Origin of the sequence: Limnobacter thiooxidans, from assembly GCF_036323495.1 — a bacterium.
Classification (GTDB): domain Bacteria; phylum Pseudomonadota; class Gammaproteobacteria; order Burkholderiales; family Burkholderiaceae_B; genus Limnobacter; species Limnobacter thiooxidans.
This window is the reverse complement of the sequence record NZ_AP028947.1, coordinates 243,663-263,541: the sequence shown is the minus strand read 5'-3', so window position 1 is coordinate 263,541 and position 19,879 is coordinate 243,663. Positions and strand designations below refer to the sequence as shown.

The 19,879-nt window shown below is 52.0% G+C and carries 18 protein-coding genes; 8 read left to right on the top strand and 10 right to left on the bottom strand.

What is annotated here, in order from left to right; genetic code table 11:
* Positions 1-95: 95 nt before the first annotated feature.
* Positions 96-1,076, bottom strand: coding sequence for a UDP-glucose 4-epimerase GalE (gene galE / locus RGQ30_RS01220; RefSeq protein ID WP_130557023.1), 981 nt, complete (start codon positions 1,074-1,076; stop codon positions 96-98).
* A 95-nt stretch (positions 1,077-1,171) separates the two neighbouring features.
* Here galE and RGQ30_RS01215 point away from each other — a divergent pair, with 95 nt between their 5' ends.
* Positions 1,172-1,912, top strand: coding sequence for a glycosyltransferase family 2 protein (locus RGQ30_RS01215; protein ID WP_130557024.1), 741 nt, complete (start codon positions 1,172-1,174; stop codon positions 1,910-1,912).
* A 9-nt stretch (positions 1,913-1,921) separates the two neighbouring features.
* Here the strand turns inward: RGQ30_RS01215 and RGQ30_RS01210 are convergent, their stop codons facing one another.
* The gene (locus RGQ30_RS01210; RefSeq protein ID WP_130557025.1) at positions 1,922-3,034 is read right to left on the bottom strand and encodes an MraY family glycosyltransferase; all 1,113 of its coding nucleotides are present in this window, start codon (positions 3,032-3,034) and stop codon (positions 1,922-1,924) included.
* 331 nt (positions 3,035-3,365) lie between these two features.
* On the opposite strand from RGQ30_RS01210, the gene RGQ30_RS01205 reads away from it, so the two are divergent.
* From RGQ30_RS01205 to RGQ30_RS01175, 7 genes are read left to right on the top strand one after another with little or no spacing between them, the layout of a single operon-like run.
* Entirely contained in the window at positions 3,366-4,358 is a 993-nt protein-coding gene (locus RGQ30_RS01205; RefSeq protein ID WP_130557026.1) for an FAD-binding oxidoreductase, read from the top strand.
* Positions 4,355-5,128 (top strand): glucose-1-phosphate cytidylyltransferase, encoded by a 774-nt coding sequence (gene rfbF, locus RGQ30_RS01200; RefSeq protein WP_130557027.1) that lies wholly within the window; start codon positions 4,355-4,357, stop codon positions 5,126-5,128. The genes RGQ30_RS01205 and rfbF overlap by 4 nt, the downstream gene beginning before the upstream one ends.
* A 1-nt stretch (position 5,129) precedes the next feature.
* Positions 5,130-6,242: a CDP-glucose 4,6-dehydratase gene (gene rfbG / locus RGQ30_RS01195; protein WP_338284629.1), complete on the top strand. Its 1,113-nt coding sequence runs from the start codon at positions 5,130-5,132 to the stop codon at positions 6,240-6,242.
* Positions 6,239-7,579, top strand: coding sequence for a lipopolysaccharide biosynthesis protein RfbH (rfbH, locus tag RGQ30_RS01190; RefSeq protein ID WP_130557028.1), 1,341 nt, complete (start codon positions 6,239-6,241; stop codon positions 7,577-7,579). The genes rfbG and rfbH overlap by 4 nt, the downstream gene beginning before the upstream one ends.
* Positions 7,551-8,393, top strand: coding sequence for a transketolase (locus tag RGQ30_RS01185; protein ID WP_338284628.1), 843 nt, complete (start codon positions 7,551-7,553; stop codon positions 8,391-8,393). The genes rfbH and RGQ30_RS01185 overlap by 29 nt, the downstream gene beginning before the upstream one ends.
* The gene (locus RGQ30_RS01180; protein WP_130557029.1) at positions 8,390-9,313 is read left to right on the top strand and encodes a transketolase family protein; all 924 of its coding nucleotides are present in this window, start codon (positions 8,390-8,392) and stop codon (positions 9,311-9,313) included. Before RGQ30_RS01185 ends, RGQ30_RS01180 begins: the two co-directional genes overlap by 4 nt.
* Positions 9,310-10,206 carry an NAD-dependent epimerase/dehydratase family protein gene (locus RGQ30_RS01175; protein ID WP_130557030.1) on the top strand — a complete coding sequence of 299 codons (897 nt, stop codon included), beginning with the start codon at positions 9,310-9,312 and terminating at the stop codon, positions 10,204-10,206. Before RGQ30_RS01180 ends, RGQ30_RS01175 begins: the two co-directional genes overlap by 4 nt.
* Here RGQ30_RS01175 and RGQ30_RS01170 read toward each other — a convergent pair.
* The 8 genes from RGQ30_RS01170 to RGQ30_RS01135 are packed head-to-tail and all read right to left on the bottom strand — an operon-like array spanning position 10,178 to position 19,868.
* On the bottom strand, positions 10,178-11,383 hold the full coding sequence (locus RGQ30_RS01170) for an O-antigen ligase family protein (protein WP_130557031.1): 1,206 nt from the start codon (positions 11,381-11,383) through the stop codon (positions 10,178-10,180). The genes RGQ30_RS01175 and RGQ30_RS01170 overlap by 29 nt on opposite strands.
* A complete protein-coding gene (locus RGQ30_RS01165) occupies positions 11,380-13,266 on the bottom strand; it encodes a polysaccharide biosynthesis protein (RefSeq protein WP_130557032.1) in 1,887 nt (628 codons plus the stop codon). The genes RGQ30_RS01170 and RGQ30_RS01165 overlap by 4 nt, the downstream gene beginning before the upstream one ends.
* A 6-nt stretch (positions 13,267-13,272) precedes the next feature.
* The gene (locus RGQ30_RS01160; RefSeq protein ID WP_130557033.1) at positions 13,273-14,307 is read right to left on the bottom strand and encodes an MraY family glycosyltransferase; all 1,035 of its coding nucleotides are present in this window, start codon (positions 14,305-14,307) and stop codon (positions 13,273-13,275) included.
* Positions 14,307-15,449, bottom strand: coding sequence for a glycosyltransferase (locus tag RGQ30_RS01155; RefSeq protein ID WP_130557034.1), 1,143 nt, complete (start codon positions 15,447-15,449; stop codon positions 14,307-14,309). The genes RGQ30_RS01160 and RGQ30_RS01155 overlap by 1 nt, the downstream gene beginning before the upstream one ends.
* Positions 15,446-16,468 carry a glycosyltransferase family 10 domain-containing protein gene (locus RGQ30_RS01150; RefSeq protein ID WP_130557035.1) on the bottom strand — a complete coding sequence of 341 codons (1,023 nt, stop codon included), beginning with the start codon at positions 16,466-16,468 and terminating at the stop codon, positions 15,446-15,448. Before RGQ30_RS01150 ends, RGQ30_RS01155 begins: the two co-directional genes overlap by 4 nt.
* On the bottom strand, positions 16,465-17,871 hold the full coding sequence (locus tag RGQ30_RS01145) for a lipopolysaccharide biosynthesis protein (protein WP_130557036.1): 1,407 nt from the start codon (positions 17,869-17,871) through the stop codon (positions 16,465-16,467). The genes RGQ30_RS01150 and RGQ30_RS01145 overlap by 4 nt, the downstream gene beginning before the upstream one ends.
* Positions 17,872-17,880: 9 nt before the next feature.
* Positions 17,881-18,792 (bottom strand): glycosyltransferase family A protein, encoded by a 912-nt coding sequence (locus RGQ30_RS01140; protein WP_338284625.1) that lies wholly within the window; start codon positions 18,790-18,792, stop codon positions 17,881-17,883.
* Complete coding sequence (locus RGQ30_RS01135; protein ID WP_130557038.1) at positions 18,789-19,868, bottom strand: AI-2E family transporter; 1,080 nt, start codon at positions 19,866-19,868, stop codon at positions 18,789-18,791. The genes RGQ30_RS01140 and RGQ30_RS01135 overlap by 4 nt, the downstream gene beginning before the upstream one ends.
* Between the last annotated feature and the right edge of the window lie 11 nt (positions 19,869-19,879).

Sequence of the window (19,879 nt, the reverse complement as noted above, 5' to 3'; positions counted from 1 at the left end):
GCGACAAGATCATACGAAGCCAAAAACTTCTAAAATGTAAACAATTGTTATTAAAACTTAACAGATGGTCATTTAATCAAATGAATATGACACGGCTAATCAAAACGGGTTGTGTTCAACTCCCAAGTCCAAGCGTGTTGAACAATGACTGACAACTCGGTCAGATAGGGCTTCCACCCTAAGATGGCATTGGCAGCGGTGGAATCGGCAACCAAACGTGCAGGGTCGCCGGCTCTTCGGTCGGCATACGTTACCTCAATGGGTTTTCCCGTTACAGCCTTTGCGGTATCAATAACTTGACTCACCGAAAAACCTTGTCCATTACCTAGATTAAAGTTTTGACTTGTTCCGCCATTCCTCAGGTATTGCAATGCCAACCAATGTGCTTCGCAGAGATCTTCCACGTGGATATAGTCACGAATGCAGGTCCCATCGGGCGTGTCATAGTCAGCCCCAAAAACAGTAATGTTTTTGCGTCGCCCACTCGCTGCTTGCAACACCAAAGGTATCAGGTGTGTTTCAGGTTCATGCCTTTCACCGAGTAGCCCGTCGGGGTTTGCACCGGCGGCATTGAAATAGCGCAGACATACCGACTTCATTCCATAAGCATGATCATAGTCAGGCAGAACTTGCTCTATTAACCATTTACTACGGCCATAGGGATTAATCGGCAACTGCGGGTGTTTTTCGTCAATCGGAGTGTACTGCGGCTCACCAAAAGTGGCTGCTGTTGAAGAAAAAATGAAATTCTTCACCTCGAATTCCACCATAACCTGCAATAAATTCAGCGTGTTAGCGACATTATTTTGATAATAAATAGCAGGTTTATGAACCGACTCACCGACCTGAATACAAGATGCGAAATGCATGACTGCATCGAATTGGTACTGAAAAAAAAGATTGCGAAGAGCTGGGGTGTCCGAAAGACAACCTTGCACCAACGCACCACTTAAAACTGCATCTGCATGGCCGCTGGAAAGGTTATCAAAGGTGACTACATTACAGCCCTTGCCGCCCAACATTTTCACCATGTGCGAGCCAATATAGCCCGCACCACCACAAACCAGAATATTCATAGTCAATCTTTAGAATGAAAATCACTACCTGCCGGAGTGCATAAATAGTTAAACTGTCCAGAGGTATATTGTAAACAATAAGCGCTTGCTCTCTCATGAAAATTTCCATCATCACCGCCGTATACAACCGCGCAACCACGCTAACAAACTCGATTGATTCAGTTCAATCACAGAGTTACGGCAATACCGAACATGTATTAGTCGATGGTGCTTCCAGCGACGGATCTGTCGAATTGATTCAAGAGCGCCTGCGTTCACAAGATTTGTTTGTGAGCGAACGGGACAAGGGCATTTACGACGCACTGAACAAGGGCTTGAAAATGGCCACTGGTGACGTAATTGGCCTGGTGCATTCCGACGACTACCTTGCTGACTCCCATGTATTGAGGGATGTAGCGCATGCGCTGAGCCAACCCGGTGTTGACGGCGTGTATGGTGATTTGCAATACGTGTCGAAAGACGATACCAGCAAAGTCATTCGGCATTGGGAATCAGGCGAATACCACATCAGCAAGTTGAAACGCGGTTGGATGCCACCGCACCCCACGCTGTTTTTAAAGCGCGAAGTCATTGAGCAATGGGGGGGCTATGACACGAACCTGCGCATTGCGGCAGATTACGACGCGATGTTGCGCTACTTGCAAAAGGGTAAAATTCAGCTGGCGTATATTCCGCGCGTGCTGGTGAAAATGCGGGTAGGCGGGGAAAGCAATCAATCACTGAAGAAGATCATTCAGAAAAGCCGGGAAGACATCGTAGCCCTGCGCAACAACGGCGTTGGCGGGTTTGGCACATTAGTATTTAAAAACCTGAGCAAGGTGAAGCAGTTTTTTTGAACTGCTTGTTCAACCTTCACGCCGACGAAAAGAAACGCTCATTTCAAGCATGCGCCTGTACAAACGAATATAGGCCATGACGCTGAACAAAAGCCACGCCATGACCATGGCCAGGCTTTCTGGCCAAAACACGGCGCCCAACATGGGTACAGCAGCGTAAATCCACATCAATGGTGACGTGGCAGCATTGCGCTGCCATGCTGGGGCGTAAGGTAAAAGTGTTCGGTTTACCACGCGGCGGTAAACCAGACTGTGTAGATGCGAAGCGTCGGGCGCGCCAGGGTTGTGTCTTCTCTTGCGAGTGGCACGACGGTAAACGCTGAAAAGGGTTTCAATAACCGGGTAGCCACAAACCAGCAATATGGCCCATGGACTTACTTCAACTGGATTGCGCATGGCCAGCATAACGCCCAACATGGCTACATAATAGCCAAGGAAGTAGGCACCCGCATCGCCAAGAAACAGATGGCCCCTGGGGTAATTGATGAACAAAAAGCCCAAGGTAACCGACACACCCAGTAGTGCAAGCTGGATGATGACCAGATCATCCACGCGCCACGCAATAGTGGCTAAGGTAGCGAGCATCAGAACCACGACACCACCAGCCAAACCATGGAACCCATCTACAATGTTGACCCCATTCGCCAGACCACCCACGGCAAATGCAGTAAACAAGATGCCGACGGGAGCAAGTGCCAGCAACAGGTCAAGGCCAGGCACATTTACAAATTGAACCCAGTACCCGGTTAACAACGCCGCGATTAGGCCACTGCTGATTGTGGCAATCAACCGTGTTTTAACGCCGATTCGCTTGGTTAAGTCTTCAGCCAGACCAAAACCGAATGCTGGTATTGCACCGAGCAGCAACAAACCGAGTAAATATTGCGAGCTGCTGCCAATAGGCAAAAATGCCCAAGCTGCAACAAAACCTACAGCCAAGGCCAAGCCGCCAATGCGGGGAGTAGGCGTAGTGTGAAACTTTTGGATTCCTTGAGGAGCATCCAATGTGAGGCGGCCATGCCAGTTTTTGGTTAACACAATTAACAAGGCCACAAGAAAGCTACAAACCAACCCGATGAAGGCCGAAGGCCAGTTCAGGCTTAATGCCGCTGCTGTTTGCATGATGCACAACACCCATGAAACAGTGCTCGCAGGCAGGCAAGCACAATTGGAAACTGGAAAGGCAAAGATGCCCGAACGGCAAATCGCTACAGGTGGCGCATCTTCGTGATTACGACATCTTCCCCGGAAGGTTTAATACAACACACCTGCCGAAATTATACACACCCTATTCAGGGTAATGAGTTGGATTTTGGGGTGCCGTTGTTGCTTTTACTTCCATTTCAGCCATCTGGATTCACTACCTGAAACAGCCCTCAATCAAACTGAAAATACATCCACCGATGGGCTGAGGTAAAATACGCGCTTCCAAGGCTTTCCCGGACGCGCCTCCATGCCCGACGTCGTACTTCAAAACGGCACCCGCTTTACCTGCAAACCTGCCATTTCCATTTTGGACAATGCACTGGCAAATGGCATCTCTCTTGAACACAGCTGTAAAACCGGGCAGTGCGGGGTATGCGCAAGCCGCGTAATGGCTGGCAATACTGAGGTTCTGAAATCGGAGATCAGCTTGAATGCACAGCAACGCGAGCAGGGATTTGTTCTGACTTGCTGCCGTGCGGCCACCACCGACCTTCAACTGGATTCGGAAGACCTGCCCGAGTTGCAAGGTTTGACCGTGAAAACCTGCCCAGCCCGAATTGATGCCATTGACTATTTGAACAATTCAGTGATCCGCGTGGTGCTGCGCACGCCGCCCAACAACAGCCTGCAATTTTTGCCAGGGCAGTATGTTTCCGTGATCGGCCCAAACAGCTTGAGGCGCAGCTACTCGGTGGCCAATGCACCCCGAGCAGACAACAAGATCGAACTGCATATCAAAAAAGTTGAAGGCGGGGCATTCAGCCAGTATTGGTTTGAACAGGCCAAGGTGAATGACCTGCTGCGCTTTGAAGGCCCGCTGGGCACATTCTTTGTGCGTTCCCCTGCCCCGAAAAAGCTACTGTTACTGGCCACAGGAACTGGTTTGGCTCCGGTTAAATCCATTCTTGAGCAATTTATTCAAATAGATGCTGCAAAACGCCCGGAAATTCATGTGTATTGGGGCAACCGGAATGACGCCGATATTTATACCGACTTACATGACCTGGCAGGGCCAAATGTACAGGCCCATTTGCTATTAAGCCGCCCAGGCCCTGAATGGACAGGCCGAACGGGCTATGTACAACAAGCGGTACTGGAAGATGAACACGATTTAAGTGAGTGCGCTGTATACGCCTGTGGTTCAATCAGCATGATTGAATCAGCCAAGGCGGCCTTGATACAAAGTGGGTTACCATCCCACAAATTCCATTCAGATGCCTTTGTGAGCTCTAACCAATGAAAGCCGTAATTCTTGCAGGTGGCTTGGGTACGCGCCTAAGTGAAGAAACCAGTATCAAGCCCAAGCCCATGGTTGAAATTGGTGGCATGCCAATTTTGTGGCACATCATGAAAAGTTATTCAGCGCATGGCGTGAACGACTTCATCATCTGCTGTGGCTACAAGGGCTATGTGATCAAGGAATATTTTGCCAATTACTTCCTGCACATGTCAGACGTCACCTTTGACATGCGTAACAACAAGATGGAAGTGCACCAGAAGCGCGCTGAACCATGGACCGTGACGCTGGTGGACACCGGTGAACATTCCATGACGGGTGGCCGCCTGAACCGGGTGCGCAAGTACATCGAGAACGACGAGGCCTTCTGTTTTACTTATGGCGACGGCGTAGGCGACATTGATATTACGGCTTCAATTGATTTTCACAAAAAGCATGGCAAGGCCGCCACGCTGACCGCGACTTTTCCGCCGGGCCGCTTTGGCGCACTGGACATGAAAAATGGCCGTGTTTTGAATTTCAAGGAAAAGCCGAAAGGCGATGGCGCCATGATCAATGGCGGGTTTTTCGTACTCAGTCCCAAAGTGCTGGGCCATTTGAAGGGTGATGACACGGTGTGGGAACAAGCCCCCCTGCAGCAATTGGCTGAAGATGGCGAATTGATGGCCTTTGAGCACCACGGATTTTGGCAACCCATGGACACGCTTCGCGACAAGCACCTGCTGGAAGAACTGTGGGCCAGTGGCAAAGCACCGTGGAAAAAATGGGACTAGGATGAAAGCGCGCATGGATGGACAAATGCACGGCCAGGTGAACCCGAAGTTCTGGAAGGGCAAACGTGTTTTTCTGACAGGCCACACGGGCTTTAAAGGGGGTTGGGCTGCACTTTGGTTGCAACACATGGGCGCTGTTGTGAAAGGCTTTTCCTTGCCACCGCCAACCAGCCCTTCTCTGTTTGAACAAGCCCACGTAGCCACCTGCATGGAAAGCGAGCTTGGCGACATACGCGATTTGGCTGCCATCACGAACAGCATGGTGAGCTTTAACCCGGATATCCTGATCCACATGGCAGCGCAGCCCTTGGTGCGGCTTAGCTACCGTGAACCTGTTGAAACCTATTCAACCAACGTGATGGGTACCGTGCATGTGCTGGAAGCAGCGCGCAAATGCGCCAATCTGAAAGCCATTGTGAACATCACGACCGACAAGTGTTATGAAAACCGCGAATGGGAATGGGGCTACCGGGAAAATGAGCCCATGGGTGGACATGACCCTTACAGCAACAGCAAAGGCTGTGCAGAACTGGTAACCAGCGCCTACAGAAAATCGTTTTTCAGCAAACCGGGTTCTCCGGCCTTGGCCAGCGTGCGTGCCGGCAATGTGATCGGGGGCGGCGACTGGGCCGAGGACCGCTTGGTGCCGGATATTCTGCGTGCATTCGAGAAACAGCAAGCCGTGGTCATTCGAAACCCGAGTGCAACCCGACCATGGCAGCACGTGCTGGAGCCCTTGAGCGGTTACTTCGTGTTGGCGGAAAACCTGTACACAGGCGATCACCCTGACTTTGCAGATGGCTGGAATTTTGGCCCGAAGGACGAAGATGTACAACCCGTTGGCTGGATTTGCGACCACATGGTGAAGTTGTGGGGCCACAACGCAAGCTGGCAATTAGACGGCCAAGCCAACCCGCACGAAGCCAATTATTTAAAATTGGATATTTCCAAAGCAAAACGCCATTTGCAATGGCAACCCCAATGGAATTTGGGCACAGCCCTGGAAAAAATTGTGCACTGGCACAAGGCCTGGCTTGCCGGTGACAATGCCCGCGAGCTTTGCATTCAACACATCAACGAATACACCCATATCAGCAACAAGGAAGCAGCATGAGCGAGCCAGTCACATTCCACAAAACCAACCCGGAAGCACTGCGCGCTCAAATCGCAGAACTGGTTCAACAGTACGCAGAAGCCGTGCACGCGCCCAAGGCCTTTGTGCCAGGCGAAAGCGCAGTGCCTGTTTCAGGCAAGGTGGTGGGCACACCCGAAATTCAAATGATGGTGGAAGCAAGCCTGGATTGCTGGCTGACCACAGGCCGGTTCAACACGATGTTTGAGGCACGCCTGGCCAAGTTTTTGGGGGTTAAGCATGTGCTGACCGTGAATTCGGGTTCATCGGCCAACCTGGTGGCATTCTCAACCCTGACCAGCCCCAAACTGGGCGACCGGGCGATCAAGCCGGGTGACGAGGTCATTGGCGTGGCCGCGGGCTTTCCAACAACTGTGAACCCGATTCTGCAATTTGGTGCGGTGCCGGTATTCGTGGATGTGGACTTGCACACCCACAACATTGATGCCACAAAAATTGAAGCGGCCATTGGTCCGAAAACCAAGGCCATCATGCTGGCGCACAGCCTGGGCAACCCGTTTAACCTCGACGTGGTTACTGCCCTGTGCAAGAAGTACAAGCTTTGGCTGGTTGAAGACACCTGCGACGCCCTGGGCGCCAAATACAACGGGCAAACGGTGGGCACTTTTGGTGACATCGCCTCCCTGAGCTTTTACCCTGCGCACCACATCACGATGGGCGAAGGCGGCGCGGTGTTCACCAACAACGACGAATTGAAGGTGATTGCAGAAAGCTTTCGTGATTGGGGCCGTGATTGCTATTGCCCACCCGGCAAAGACAACACCTGCAACAAGCGCTTTTGCTGGAAGCTGGGTGAACTGCCTGAAGGGTATGACCACAAGTACACCTACAGCCACGCGGGCTACAACCTGAAAATCACGGACATGCAGGCTGCCTGTGCATTGGCACAGATGGACCGGCTGGAAGGCTTTATTGAATCGCGAAAAGCCAACTACGATTACTTGCGCAGCAAACTGGAAGGCCTGCAGGATTATTTCCACCTGCCGGTGGCCACACCAAATTCTGAACCCTCCTGGTTCGGCTTCCCCTTGGTACTGAAAGAAGAAAGCGGCGTGAAACGCGTGGACTTGCTGAACTACCTGGACCAGGCCAAGATTGGTACACGCCTTTTGTTTGCCGGCAACCTGACACGCCAACCTTACATGATTGGAAGAAACTTCCGGGTTAGTGGTGAACTGACAAACACCGACATCGTGATGAACCAGACCTTCTGGCTGGGTGTGTACCCAGGCTTGACCACCGCACACCTGGATTACGTGGTGCAGAAAATTGAAGAGTTTTTTGGGGTTGGGTTTTAAATTGCACACCCAATACAAGCCCGCACACCTGAGAAAAACAGTGCTGGACATGGCCTGGCACGGGAAAACCGTGCACATTGGCTGTGCATTTTCGATTATCGAACTGCTTGCTGTTTTGCACCGTTCTTTCTTGCGTTATACCGACAACAACCCACTGGCTGAAGGGCGCGACTACCTGGTGCTGAGCAAAGGCCATGGCGTGATGGCGCAATATGCCTGCATGCTGGAACGGGGCTGGATTGGCCCTGAGCATGTGACAGGCTATTTTGCGGATGGCAGCGATTTGAAAGGCTTGTCCGATTCCCGCATACCCGGGCTTGAAGTCACATCCGGATCGCTGGGCCACGGGTTCTCGGTAGGTGTGGGCATGGCCATGGGCGCAAAACTGAAAAATACGGACCAAAAGGTGTATGCCTTGGTGGGTGACGGCGAAATCAATGAAGGCCCCATTTGGGAAGGTGCGCTGTTTGCAGCCCACCACCAGTTGAATAACTTCATGCTGATTGTGGACGAAAACGGATTTCAGGCCATGGGCACGACCCAGGAAGTGCTAGCGCTGGGTTCAATCGCAGACAAGTTGACCGCGTTTGGATTTGAAACGCGAACAATTGACGGGCACGACGAAGTGAACATTGAGCAGGCAGTGCGTGAACTGTGGGCCAGCGACTCAACTCAGCCCAAAGCCATTGTGGCAAAAACAGTGAAGGGCAAAGGTGTTTCCTTCATGGAACACAACAACATGTGGCACTACACACGCTTGAATGAAGACACCTACGCGCAAGCCTGCGCAGAAGTGGCAGGTGCCCAACCATGAGAGCCGCCTTTTCAGATTCGCTTGTTGCGTTGGCCAAAAAAGACCCCAAGGTATTGCTGCTGACCGGGGACCATGGCTACGCCCTGTTTGATGCATTCCGCAAGGAATGCCCGGCGCAATACATCAATGCAGGCATCGCAGAACAGAACATGGTTGGCATGGCTGCAGGCCTTGCGCGCATGGGCTTCAAGCCCTTTGTGTATGGCCTGGCCGCATTCATTCCTGTGCGGGTGGTAGAACAGATCAAGCTGGACATTGCACACGACAATTTGCCGGTTGTGCTGCTGGGTGACGGTGCAGGTTTTGTCTACAGCCACTTGGGCACCAGCCACCAGTCCACCGAAGACATCGCCTGCACAAGGGCAATACCGAATTTGACTGTGTTGTCACCTGCCGATCGGTTTGAGCAAACACTGTGCATGCAATGGGCCTATGAATGCACAGGGCCGGTCTACATGCGCATGGGCAAATCAGACCGGGGCGATGTGCACCGTGAACCCCTGCAAGCACCTTTGGGCGCCCTTCTCCCCCTTCATGAACAAGCTGGGGCTGACATTGCATTGATTGCAACAGGCTCCATGGTGAAAACTGCCAGGGAGTTGCTTGAAAAGACTTTGCCCGGTGCGTCGGTGTACAGCGTGCCGGCCATTAAACCCATCAACACCCAGGCCTTGGCCGATGTGTGCAATCAGCACAGACTTTTGATTACCCTGGAAGAACACCACACGGACGGCGGGTTGGGTTCGCTGGTGTGCGAAGTCAGCAGCACGCATGCTCCGCGACGCGTATTAAGGATAGGTGTGCAAGACCGGTTCAGTCATGGCTGTGGTACCTATGCTTACTTGCTTAAAGAACACGGCATTGATGTTGATTCGATTGAAAAGCAGATTACTGCATTCGTGCAAGCCAATCCAAAATGAAAATCGCCATTGTAGGTGCCACCAGCCAGATTGCGGGGGATTGGATCAGTCACCTGAAGCATCAGAATGAGCATGCGGTATTTCTTTATGGCAGGACAGACAGGCCTGAACTGGGCATAAAAAGCTACGCTGTATTTGGGCAGGAAAACTACGATCTGGTTGCCAATTTCGTCGGGGTGGGCGACCCTGCACGTGCCGCCGCGCTGGGCACGAGTATTCTGGACATCACCCACCAGTTCGATGAGTTGGTGCTGGGCTACCTGAGGCAACACCCGGGTTGCAGGTATGTATTTCTCAGCAGTGGTGCGGCATTTGGCGGGGGGTTTGAGCTACCCATCAATGAATCCAGTTGTGCTTCCTTTTCCATCAATACCTTGGGTACGCAAGACTGGTATGGGGTGTCCAAGTTTTATGCTGAGGCGAAACACCGGTCTTTGAAAGACCTGGGAATTGTGGACCTGCGGGTGTTCAATTACCTGAGTGCATCTCAATCAATTGATGCGCGTTTCATGATCAATGATGCTGCCCGCGCCATACACAGCCGCAGTGTTTTCAAGACCAATTCGCTGGACCTGGTTCGGGACTATTTAAGTCAAACGGATTTTTGCTCACTCATGGACTGCATACTGCACCACGGGGCAATCAACATGGCTGTCGACTGCTTTTCCGCCGCCCCAGTGTCAAAGTTTGACTTGCTGAAAGCCCTGAATGTCCACTTTGGTTTGCAATATGAAGTGACTGAGCACATTGATTCCGTGAACGCCACCGGTGTGAAGCTCAACTACTTTTCAAGCAACCACGGCCCTGCCCACAAATTGGGATACACCCCAAAGCTCGGCTCAATAGACAATGCAGTTGAAGTGATTAGCGCTTGGGGTGTGCGGCAAGGCTGAGCGACCAAAACACAGCCACACCCAGAGCGAAGAGAACACCTTCACTCATGTCGAAGTGGAAGGAGTTGAATAAATTCCCAACTGCAAACGCAACAAAAAACGACCACACCACCGCAGGCATGGGTGAGTGGATCAAGGTATGCCGCATTACGGAGGCGTAGTAGACAAGATACACCAGCACGCCCACAAGCCCCACCTGCAAACTGAACAGAAGGTACTGGTTGTGGGGATTGTTCAATGCAAATATTCCACCCGCTACACCTTTCAAGTTCAAGGCATTTTCCACCCCACCCAAACCGTAGCCGAACCAAGGTTGTAGTGCAATGGCCTCGATCGCTCGTGCGTAATAGGTCAGCCGCATACCGCTTCGGCCTGCTGAAACACCGCCTGAAGCAAGCCAGGTTTGGTACTCCTGATGGGCCTGATCAACAAGTACCCGTACCTCCGGGAGAAACAAACCCATTGCGACCAGCACAACACTACCCAGCACAGCCGCCAAAACAAGGCCTTTCCAGCCAATACGACGGGCCAGCAAAACAGCGGGAAAAATCAGAAACACCAACCAACCTGTGCGGCCGTCGATCATCAACAACACGTTGATTGCAGCAGCAAGGGCCAAGGCAAACAACAAGACAATCAAGCCCACGCGCCCCTTGTTCATGAAGAGTTGATGCGCAAAAAAAGCAAGCAAACCTGCGCCCACTGCCATGAAAAAGCCGTGAGTGATGTGCGATTTGAAAACAAATGGATTGTCCGGAGGCCCGCAACCTTCAAGACCCACGTCAAGGCAAAAGTCGGGTACGAAGGCGTTGAGGTAGCTAAGAACCAGGGTCAACAGAACACCCGCCAGAAATGCATAAAGCACCCGGTAGGCGTCTTTGGGCGTCAACAGGGCCGCCGCAAGAAACGGTATGTAGGCCAGACGGGCATACTTGGTAATGTAGTCTGCGGCTTGCGTCCAAGATGACACCGAATAAAGCTGTGACAGGCAAAGCAAGGCAAAAAAAGCGATTGAACCCCAACCCACAGGGTGAGCCATCAACTCGACAAACCTGGTGCGCGTTTGCCGCCCCACCAACACAGCCAGCAGGCAAACAAGCAACAACAGGTTGGTTGGGGCAGGCTTGATGGACACAAAAAAAGCGGCACCGGCCACGGCATAGGCAGCAATGTTCATGGGTTTGCCACCTTCAGTAAAAGTTCACGGGCACTGGATTCATCGCGTTGCTCAAGGAATTGGGTGAGTTCCGCCATCAGGCGGGTGAACTCTGCTTTGCTGGCATTGGGCTCATGAGCTGCCAGTATTTTGGGGTGCAGGGTGCCCACAGCGTTGTTGTTGTCGATCAACAGCTCTTCATACAGCTTTTCGCCCGGGCGCAAACCACTGAACTCGATGGCGATGTCGCCCTCACCGGTGGCGGGGTCCAGTGGCCTGAACCCCGCCAGGCGAATCATGTTGTGCGCCAAATCAAGAATCTTCACGCTTTCACCCATGTCGAGCAGGAAGATTTCACCGCCTTTGGCCATGCTGCTGGCCTGAATCACCAATTCCACCGCTTCGTGAATGCTCATGAAAAAACGATTGATCTCGGGATGGGTAACCGTGACAGGTCCACCCTTGGCAATTTGTTCCTTGAACAGCGGGATCACACTGCCTGAGGAACCCAGTACGTTGCCAAAACGTACTGCACAGAATACGGTGCCTGAGTTGGACGCAGAAAGGTTTTGAATAGCGATTTCTGCCCAGCGTTTGGTGGCCCCCATGACATTGGTCGGCCTGACTGCCTTGTCGGTGCTAATCAGTACGAATGTTTCTGCACCCTGCTCCATGGCTGCGCGGGCCACGGTTTGGGTTCCAAAAATATTGTTTTTGACCCCTTCGGCAACATTGCCTTCAACCAGGGGTACGTGCTTGTGGGCCGCGGCGTGGTACACCGTTTGAATACCATGTTCCTCAAAAAGCTGTGTCACGCGGGACTTGTCTGAAACCGATCCAAGACAGGGCACAACCGGGCAAAGGTCGGTGGATTCAATTTTTCGATGCACCTGGTACAGGGCAGGTTCACTCTGATCGAAAAGAATGAGCTTTGCGGGACCCAGAGAAGCGATTTGACTGCACAATTCACTGCCAATACTACCGCCTGCGCCAGTGACCAAAACCACCTTGCCACGAATGCACTTGGAGAGGATGGACTGATCCGCGGTGACCGCATCACGACCCAGCAAGTCACCCACGTCAACATCGCGAATCAGGTTAACCAGATTTTTGCCAGTCGCCAATTCCGAGAGAGCTGGCAAAATTTTAACGCGCAACCGGTGCTTTTCCAGCAATTCAACCACCTCGCGTCGACGTGCACTGCTGGCTTGGGGAAGACAGACAATCGCTTCACGAATTTCGTAATGATCGATTAGATAGGCGAGTCGATTGGGGGGATAAACACGGATTCCCGAAACATCTTTGTGGATCAGGCTGGGGGTGTCGTCCACAAAACCTGCCGGAAAAAGATCTTGCCCGGCCATCAACGACTCGGCCAACTGGATACCTGCTGGATTTGCGCCGAAAATAAGTACCTGGCGGTCGCTGATACGCCGCCGAACCGGTAGCCAGATCAGCCAGCGCGCACCAAAACGACTGGCTGCTACAAGGCAGGTTCCCAACAACAGGTAAAGAGGAGGCACCGACCGCGGTGCGGCCTCAAAACGTTGAACATCCAGAAAAAATACCAGGGCGCTCCACAAGAGCACAGCCAGAAACATGGATTTGATAATTTGCCAAAGCGCCTTTTCACCCACATACCGAATGACCGAACGGTACAGGCCGTTGACGGCAAACACGGGTATGGCAACCAATGGCGCTGCAGCGAACAAAACCCATTGCCAAAAAGTAGGCTCGATGAATTGCCCGATACGCAGGGAGTAAGCGCCCCAAACAGCGAAAAAGAGGCAGGCACAGTCGACCAGGATCAGCACGACTTGTTTGACTGAGCGAGGCCAGGCGATCGGGCTGCTTGAATAACCAGGCAGGTTCTTTAGAAACCGGAAGAATGTCGAGAAAGCCATGTCAGTTCAATCGTCCAACTCGCCTGCCCTGAAGTACTTGGCAAGCAATACAAGGGGTAAGTAAGCAACGCCCAAGGCGACAAGACCGTGGACTTTCGTGGTTGCCACCGCCCAACCCCAGGGTGCCAACCACACCGTGATGATCAGGTAACACGCCAGTGTAACTGGCTTGTGCGCACCGAGTTGACGGCTGGCCCGTTGATAGCCATGAGACCGATGCGCCTGTGCAATATTCTGCCCTCGCAACAAACGGCGTGTAAGGGTGTAGGTAGAGTCCACCACAAAAACACCCATCAACAGCAACCACACATAAAGCCACTGCGAGCCCAAAGTGACCGAGTGCCAAGCGGCAAAACCACCAAGAACAAGCCCTAAGGTACCACTGCCCACATCACCCATGAAAATACGGGCCGGTGGAAAATTCCAGATCAAAAAACCCAACGCACTGGCTGCAAGTAAGGCCACAGGAAGAGCCGCTTCTGTACTTTGAGTGCAACACAAAACAAAAATGGCAATGAACCCGGATGCCAATACAACTTGCCCACCAGCAAGCCCATCAATGCCGTCCATGAAATTGGTCAGGTTCAGCATCCACACAATGCCCAGTATCGACAAGGGATAAGCCAGCCAGGGCAATTCGATGGGCCCCAACCCCAGGTCAAGGCGGACAGGCTCACCCATGGCAAACACCAGAATTGAAGCGCTGAGCAGGTGTATCAGCAATCGCCATTTGGCTGGCAAGCCCCCATGGTCATCCACAAAACCCACTGTTGCAACCAAAGCGCCTGCGACCAGCAAGGCGATCAGAAAAAAAGTGTGAGGTTGAGTACTGTCGCGCACGAGAATTGAATACGCAATTGACAGACCAAAGGCCAGAACCAAGCCCAAGCCACCGCCTCGTGGCGTGGGTCGCTCATGAGAGCTGCGGGCGTTGGGTACATCCAGAACACCCCGGCTGAGTGCGTAATGGCGAACCAAGCCCGTGAAAAGTACGGAAAGTACGCAAGTTACCAAAAGCATTAACAAGGAAGACTGGTTCATCAAGCCGTGGCCTTTAACAGGGTGCGATGATACTCCATGAAAGCGGCAATCACCATGTGCTGGTCGAACTGTTCTTGAACACGGCGTCTTGCAGCCTCACCCAAAGCGTTACGCAGTTGAGGATCAAGCATTTCAACCATGACCTTGGCAAGATCATTGTGGTCTTTGGGCTGAAACATCAACCCGGTTTGCCCTTCGACCAGTGCATCTGAAATGCCGTAAATCCGGCTGCCAATAGCGGGTACGCCCAGCGCAGCAGCTTCAATGATCACAACGCCAAAACCCTCTCGATGACTGGGCAAGACCAGCACGTCGGCCACTTGCAAATCGTGGTGAGGCGTTTTCGAAAATGGCTCAATCTGTATTCGCCCAGGGTGTCGGTCAATCAAACCGACATAGCTTTGCTGGATGTTGTCCTCGTCGGGGCCAACCAGGTGCAAACGGGCCTCAGGATGCAAACTTGCCACCCTGTCAAAAGCCTGCGCCAACTCGTGGAGTCCCTTTTCCCCAGTCAAACGGCCCAAATACATATAGACCACATGCTGATCTTCGTAACCAAACCGGCTTCGCAATTCAGACCGAGTCTTGGGCTCTGGCTTGAACCGGGCCAGATCAACACCACCAATTGAGCCATTGCCCAATACGCGGGACTTGCTTGCGCCAATGACCTTTTCAGCAATCAGAATGCGCCGCTCGGACTGGCTGACCACTGTCAAATTTGTGGCGCAAAAACTGACCAGGCGATCGAGGTTTTTCAGAATAAAACGCCACAGCCCTTGCTTGTTGGCCCACACCTCGCCTTGAAAAATGTGTGCGCGTACAGGCACCCGCACCAACCAGGAAGCAACGATGGCGAGAAGACCTGCTTTGGGATTCACGCTGTGGACCATGTCAAATTTCTCTTTCCTGAAAAAGAGGACCAACTTCGTCAACGCAGCCAGGTCTTTGACTGGCGATACTTTTCGCTGGATATCCATTAACTTGATGCGGACTGGCAAACCCAAACTAGCCAAAAGCTCTGGATAGTCGTTGTTCAACACCAAGGTTACATCGAACTCTTTTTGAAGTTCAGTCAGGTGGGGAACCAGAAAAAACTTGACCTGTAAAACGCTGGTGGTGACCACTGCGATTTTGCGTCTCATAGGTCTTCGTCCAATACTGACTTGAGCCCGGCGTAGAAACTGTCCGAGCTGAAAACATGGGCTTTTTCACTTTCAAGAAAACGTTGAATATTGGTCAAATAGTCCATGTACTGGGCTGAGCTCATCGTACTCAGATGGTCTACCAAGGCACGAACCGACGGAAAGTCATGCGCGGCAACGTAGCAGTTTTGAGGAATAAAGTCGTCGATGTCAGGTGGGCCCGAATAAACAGGAACAGAACCAGCCCACATTGCATCGAGAATTTTTTCAGTGAGGTAACCGGGATGCGAGAAGTTTTCGTTGCAATAAATGAACTTGTACTGGCTAATGGTTTGCAGTTTGTTGACCAAAGCGCCTTGATAAAAAGGCAGTGCCGTACAAAACCGGCGCAGCCAAGGGGCCTTGCTGCCGAACCTGGCGAATAGCCGGTTCAGCAACCGAGAGGCACTTACGTAAAACTCCCAGCCACGGCCATAGAGGTCGAAACCCTGCATCTTGGTCTTTCTGAAGTATTCGATCAGGTCTCGCCTGTCGTCATAGCCACTTCGCTGCCTCAAAATCACTTTGTTGGAAGCCACCAGGCACATGAACCTTGTTTTCGGGCTCTGCACAATGGTTCTACGCATGGAATAAGGCATGGCGTAGTTCAGGTATTTGCCGCCGCGCCAACGTGTTCTGTCGTAAGTGAAAACACGGTCAAAAATTGCATGCTGACTGCTTTCCCAGTCATCCGGGCGAATCAAGGGGCATTCAAAAATGAACAGGTACTTTGGCACGCTCAGTTTTGCGATCCTGGCCTGTAGCGCCACAGATGGCATGTCGAGACACACCACGGCGTTCGATGTTTCCAGCGGGTTCAGGTGGTAGGTTGCGAAATCATAGCCATCCAACCTTGCTGCATCACGCATTTCAGTGAAGGGCGTGAGCAACCCGTCTCCCAGCTCATAGGTTTCGGATTCAAAGAGACGATTCCCAACGTTGATCGCCTCATGGGTATTAATGAACGAAATTTTTTTCATTGTTGTTTAACTTGCTTCAATACTGATCTCAAATAACTTGCGCCCACCAGCGCCCACAACACCACCCACAACGCAGAATAAAATTGAAACTCAAGGTAAGGCTTCAGGACAACAAGACCGAGAAAAACAAGCACAAGCAGAGCAGCAGGGAAAACCTTGAACTGCCTTGCACCTGCAGTAAAAACATTGAGAAGCAGTGACTTGTCGAACATCAACACGAGCAGGAAAATTGCGCCTGCGATCATGCTCACCATGATGGAGACCAGTGTCAAATCCTGAATAGCCACCAGCACAATGATCAGTAGCAGGGCACAGAAAGCGGGCCATACCAGCCGGCTGGTCTGACGGGATTGGTGGAATCTTAAACCTGTTGCGTTGGCCACAACGCGAAAAGCCTCAATAAGAACCCCCAAGAGCAAATAAATTTTCGTGTCTTGATAAGCAGCGCCCAACATGATCTTGATCAGCAGGTCAGCACCGGTCAAAACTGCAAACAAAGCCAAAATGACCGGCGTTGCCATTGAACACACGTACTTCGCTGTGGCTTGCGACCGCACTGCAGGGTTGGGCGAGTCGCATTCGGCATAAAAGCGGGGCAGAAACCAGGTGTTGGCGATCTGTTCCGTGGCCGCAATGATTTGTATCGCGACGGAATAGCCTGCAACAACCAGGCCCAGCTCAAGGAGGGAAAAATATTCCTCAATCACAAACCGGTAAGCCTGAAAACTTGACCAGATCAACAGCGTGTAAAGAAGGACTGGCCAGGCATAAGGAAAAACTGACTTGGACAACACTTGAATAATGGGCTCGGCTTGGCTTGTTGTTTTTTTCAAGCCAAGGCGTTTGTAAAAAGCAAACGAAAAACATGTGCCGAGCACCTGGCTGAGAACCAGACCAGCCAGCCAATTACCTGCATTGGCTTCAAAAATCATGACAAACAGGGATGACAGCGCAAGACCCAAGGCAGATGTGACCACCGTGAGAATCACGAATGATTTGTCATGACCCAACAAATTCAAAGAGGGCACCAAGGTGTTGAACAAAGTGGAGGACAAGACCAGCAAGCTGCAAATTAAAAGAGCCCAAAGCGACTCGTCTTCGAACAGCAACCCCGCTGCACGCGCAACGATTAACCCGACGAAGCACGCGATGGCCAGAAATGCCCAGTAAGGCAGAAACAGACGGAATTTGGAATACAGCAACCCCTCGCCCTGCCACAAACGCAAATGACGATTGATGTAGGTTCCCACCGGGTTAACGAAGACAAAACCAAAAAACAGGTTGATTGCGAGATAAAGCGACATCAAGCCATATTGGGTGGGCACCAACAAACTTGTCATGACTTTGATGTTGACAAGCAACAAGCCAAATTGAACCAATCGACCCGCCAGGGTAATTAACATGGTGTCTTCCTATCGGCGGGCGCGATTGAAGAATCTGAGCCAAAAGCCTGGTTCTGTAAGCGCCAGGCGCAGTCCATTCAAAACAAGGAATCGTCGAACAACTTTCAACCGGTTGGGATGAATTCGTTCGTGCTGATTTTCCCGATACCACTTGGACCAATATCTGAATTTGAAATGTCGAATGGCCTTCGATTGACGTGTAAAAAGGGTTTGGGTCAAAAGGTAGCGCAACAGACGAAGACGTGACCCAACCAGTTCGCTGGCATTGTCATTGCCGGGATGAATCCGGTAACTCATCAAGGGCTTGCAACTGACCAGAATTGGGCCTCGCCTGGCGACTTCTGACAAAAACGACACATCAGCATACTTTCCACCCCACAAGGGGTTCAGGCAAAGACCTCCGATTTTGGAGCGGCGATACATGTAAGCCGGAAAAGGTGCGGGGCCGAGGCGCTGAAACTGAAGATAAGGCAGCAACAATTGCTCGGAGTTCAACAGGTGACGATCCACCTTGCTGCTGCCGATGAGCAATGTCGATGTGGGTATGTCACCTCGAATGATTGTTGCATCACAGGCCGCAGCAGATGCTTCGGGGCACTGATCCAGCATTCTGGAAAGCTCTGTGAAATAACCGGGGAGCAAAACATCATCGTCGTGAAACAGGGTGATGTATTCAGCGCTTGCCTCAGCCAACACAACTCGGAAATGAGTCAGCGCAGGCAAAACCGGTCTTCTGGCAATGACCTTTACTTGAGGAAACTCACTGGCCACCATGCTGACAATGTCATCATTGTCCGAATTGTCGGACACGAGAATTTCAATCCCCGGTGCAATTTGTGCACTGGCTGACAACAGGGTTTCTCTGAGGTATTCAGGCCTGTTTCTCGACAACACCCAAAATTGAATTTTGGGTGAATTCAAACCCACCCCCACTTCTGCCAGTGCATTTTTAGAAACGCATAGGTCACCGGCGCAGTGATCAACCCCGGCAAACCAAATGCCACTTCACCCAGCACAATGGCAATCAGCATTTCGGGCACGCTGGCACGTACGTTGCGGCCGATGATGTAGCCATTCACAAAGTATTCCAGCTTGTGGATGACGAACAGGTACATCACTGAGCCCAGAGCCACAAACACGCCGTAGCGAATGGTCAGTACCAGAATAAGGGTGTTGGCCATGATGTTGCCGGCGGCGGGTATCAAACTGGCCACCGCAGTGAACATCAACAGCAATTCCCGGAAAGGCAACACCACATCGAAGGCGGGCAAAATACCGTAAATGAAAACCGCGGTACAGAATGTGTTCCAGATACTGACATACACCTGCGCGCCCATGAGCAAGGTGAAACAACGCACGTAGTTCTCAAGGGTTTGGATCCATGCCGTGGCCAATGGACGGGGCGCTGTACCAACCACTGGGGCTGGCACCATCAATGCAGCAGAGACACCCAGAATTAGCGCAAACACAAATTGCAGGAAAATGAAGAAACTGGCACCACCAAAACTTCGAATGTAGCCCACGAAGTCGCTGTCGTCTTTGCTGATCATCTTGAACAGGTCGCTGGGCTTGCCGGGTATGTGCGCCCGAATGGTGTCGGGCAGGCTGGCAGTAACCGAGTTCAGATTGCGCAAGGCCTCTTCAACCAACTGTGGCCCTTGTTGGGTCATGGTTTGCAGCACGAACCGCACGCCACTGTTCAGGCCGACCCCCAGCAACACTACAGCAGCGGCCACCACGGCAGTGGTCATGAACGTGGGCAACCACCCGAACAGGCCGCGCATGAACGGGCCCTTGAACTTGTTGATGTGGGGTTGCAGCAGGCGACCAAAGCCACGGCGCGTGAAACGGGTAAGGGCAAAAATGGCCAAGCCGGCGATAAGGCCCACCCCGATTTTCAGGGACAGAATACTGACCCAGATCAGCAGGATGCCGATTACGGAAGCGTATTCCCAGCGGATGTCGGTCTTTTCTTGAAACGTGTCGGCGTTGGGCATGAATGGTCTTG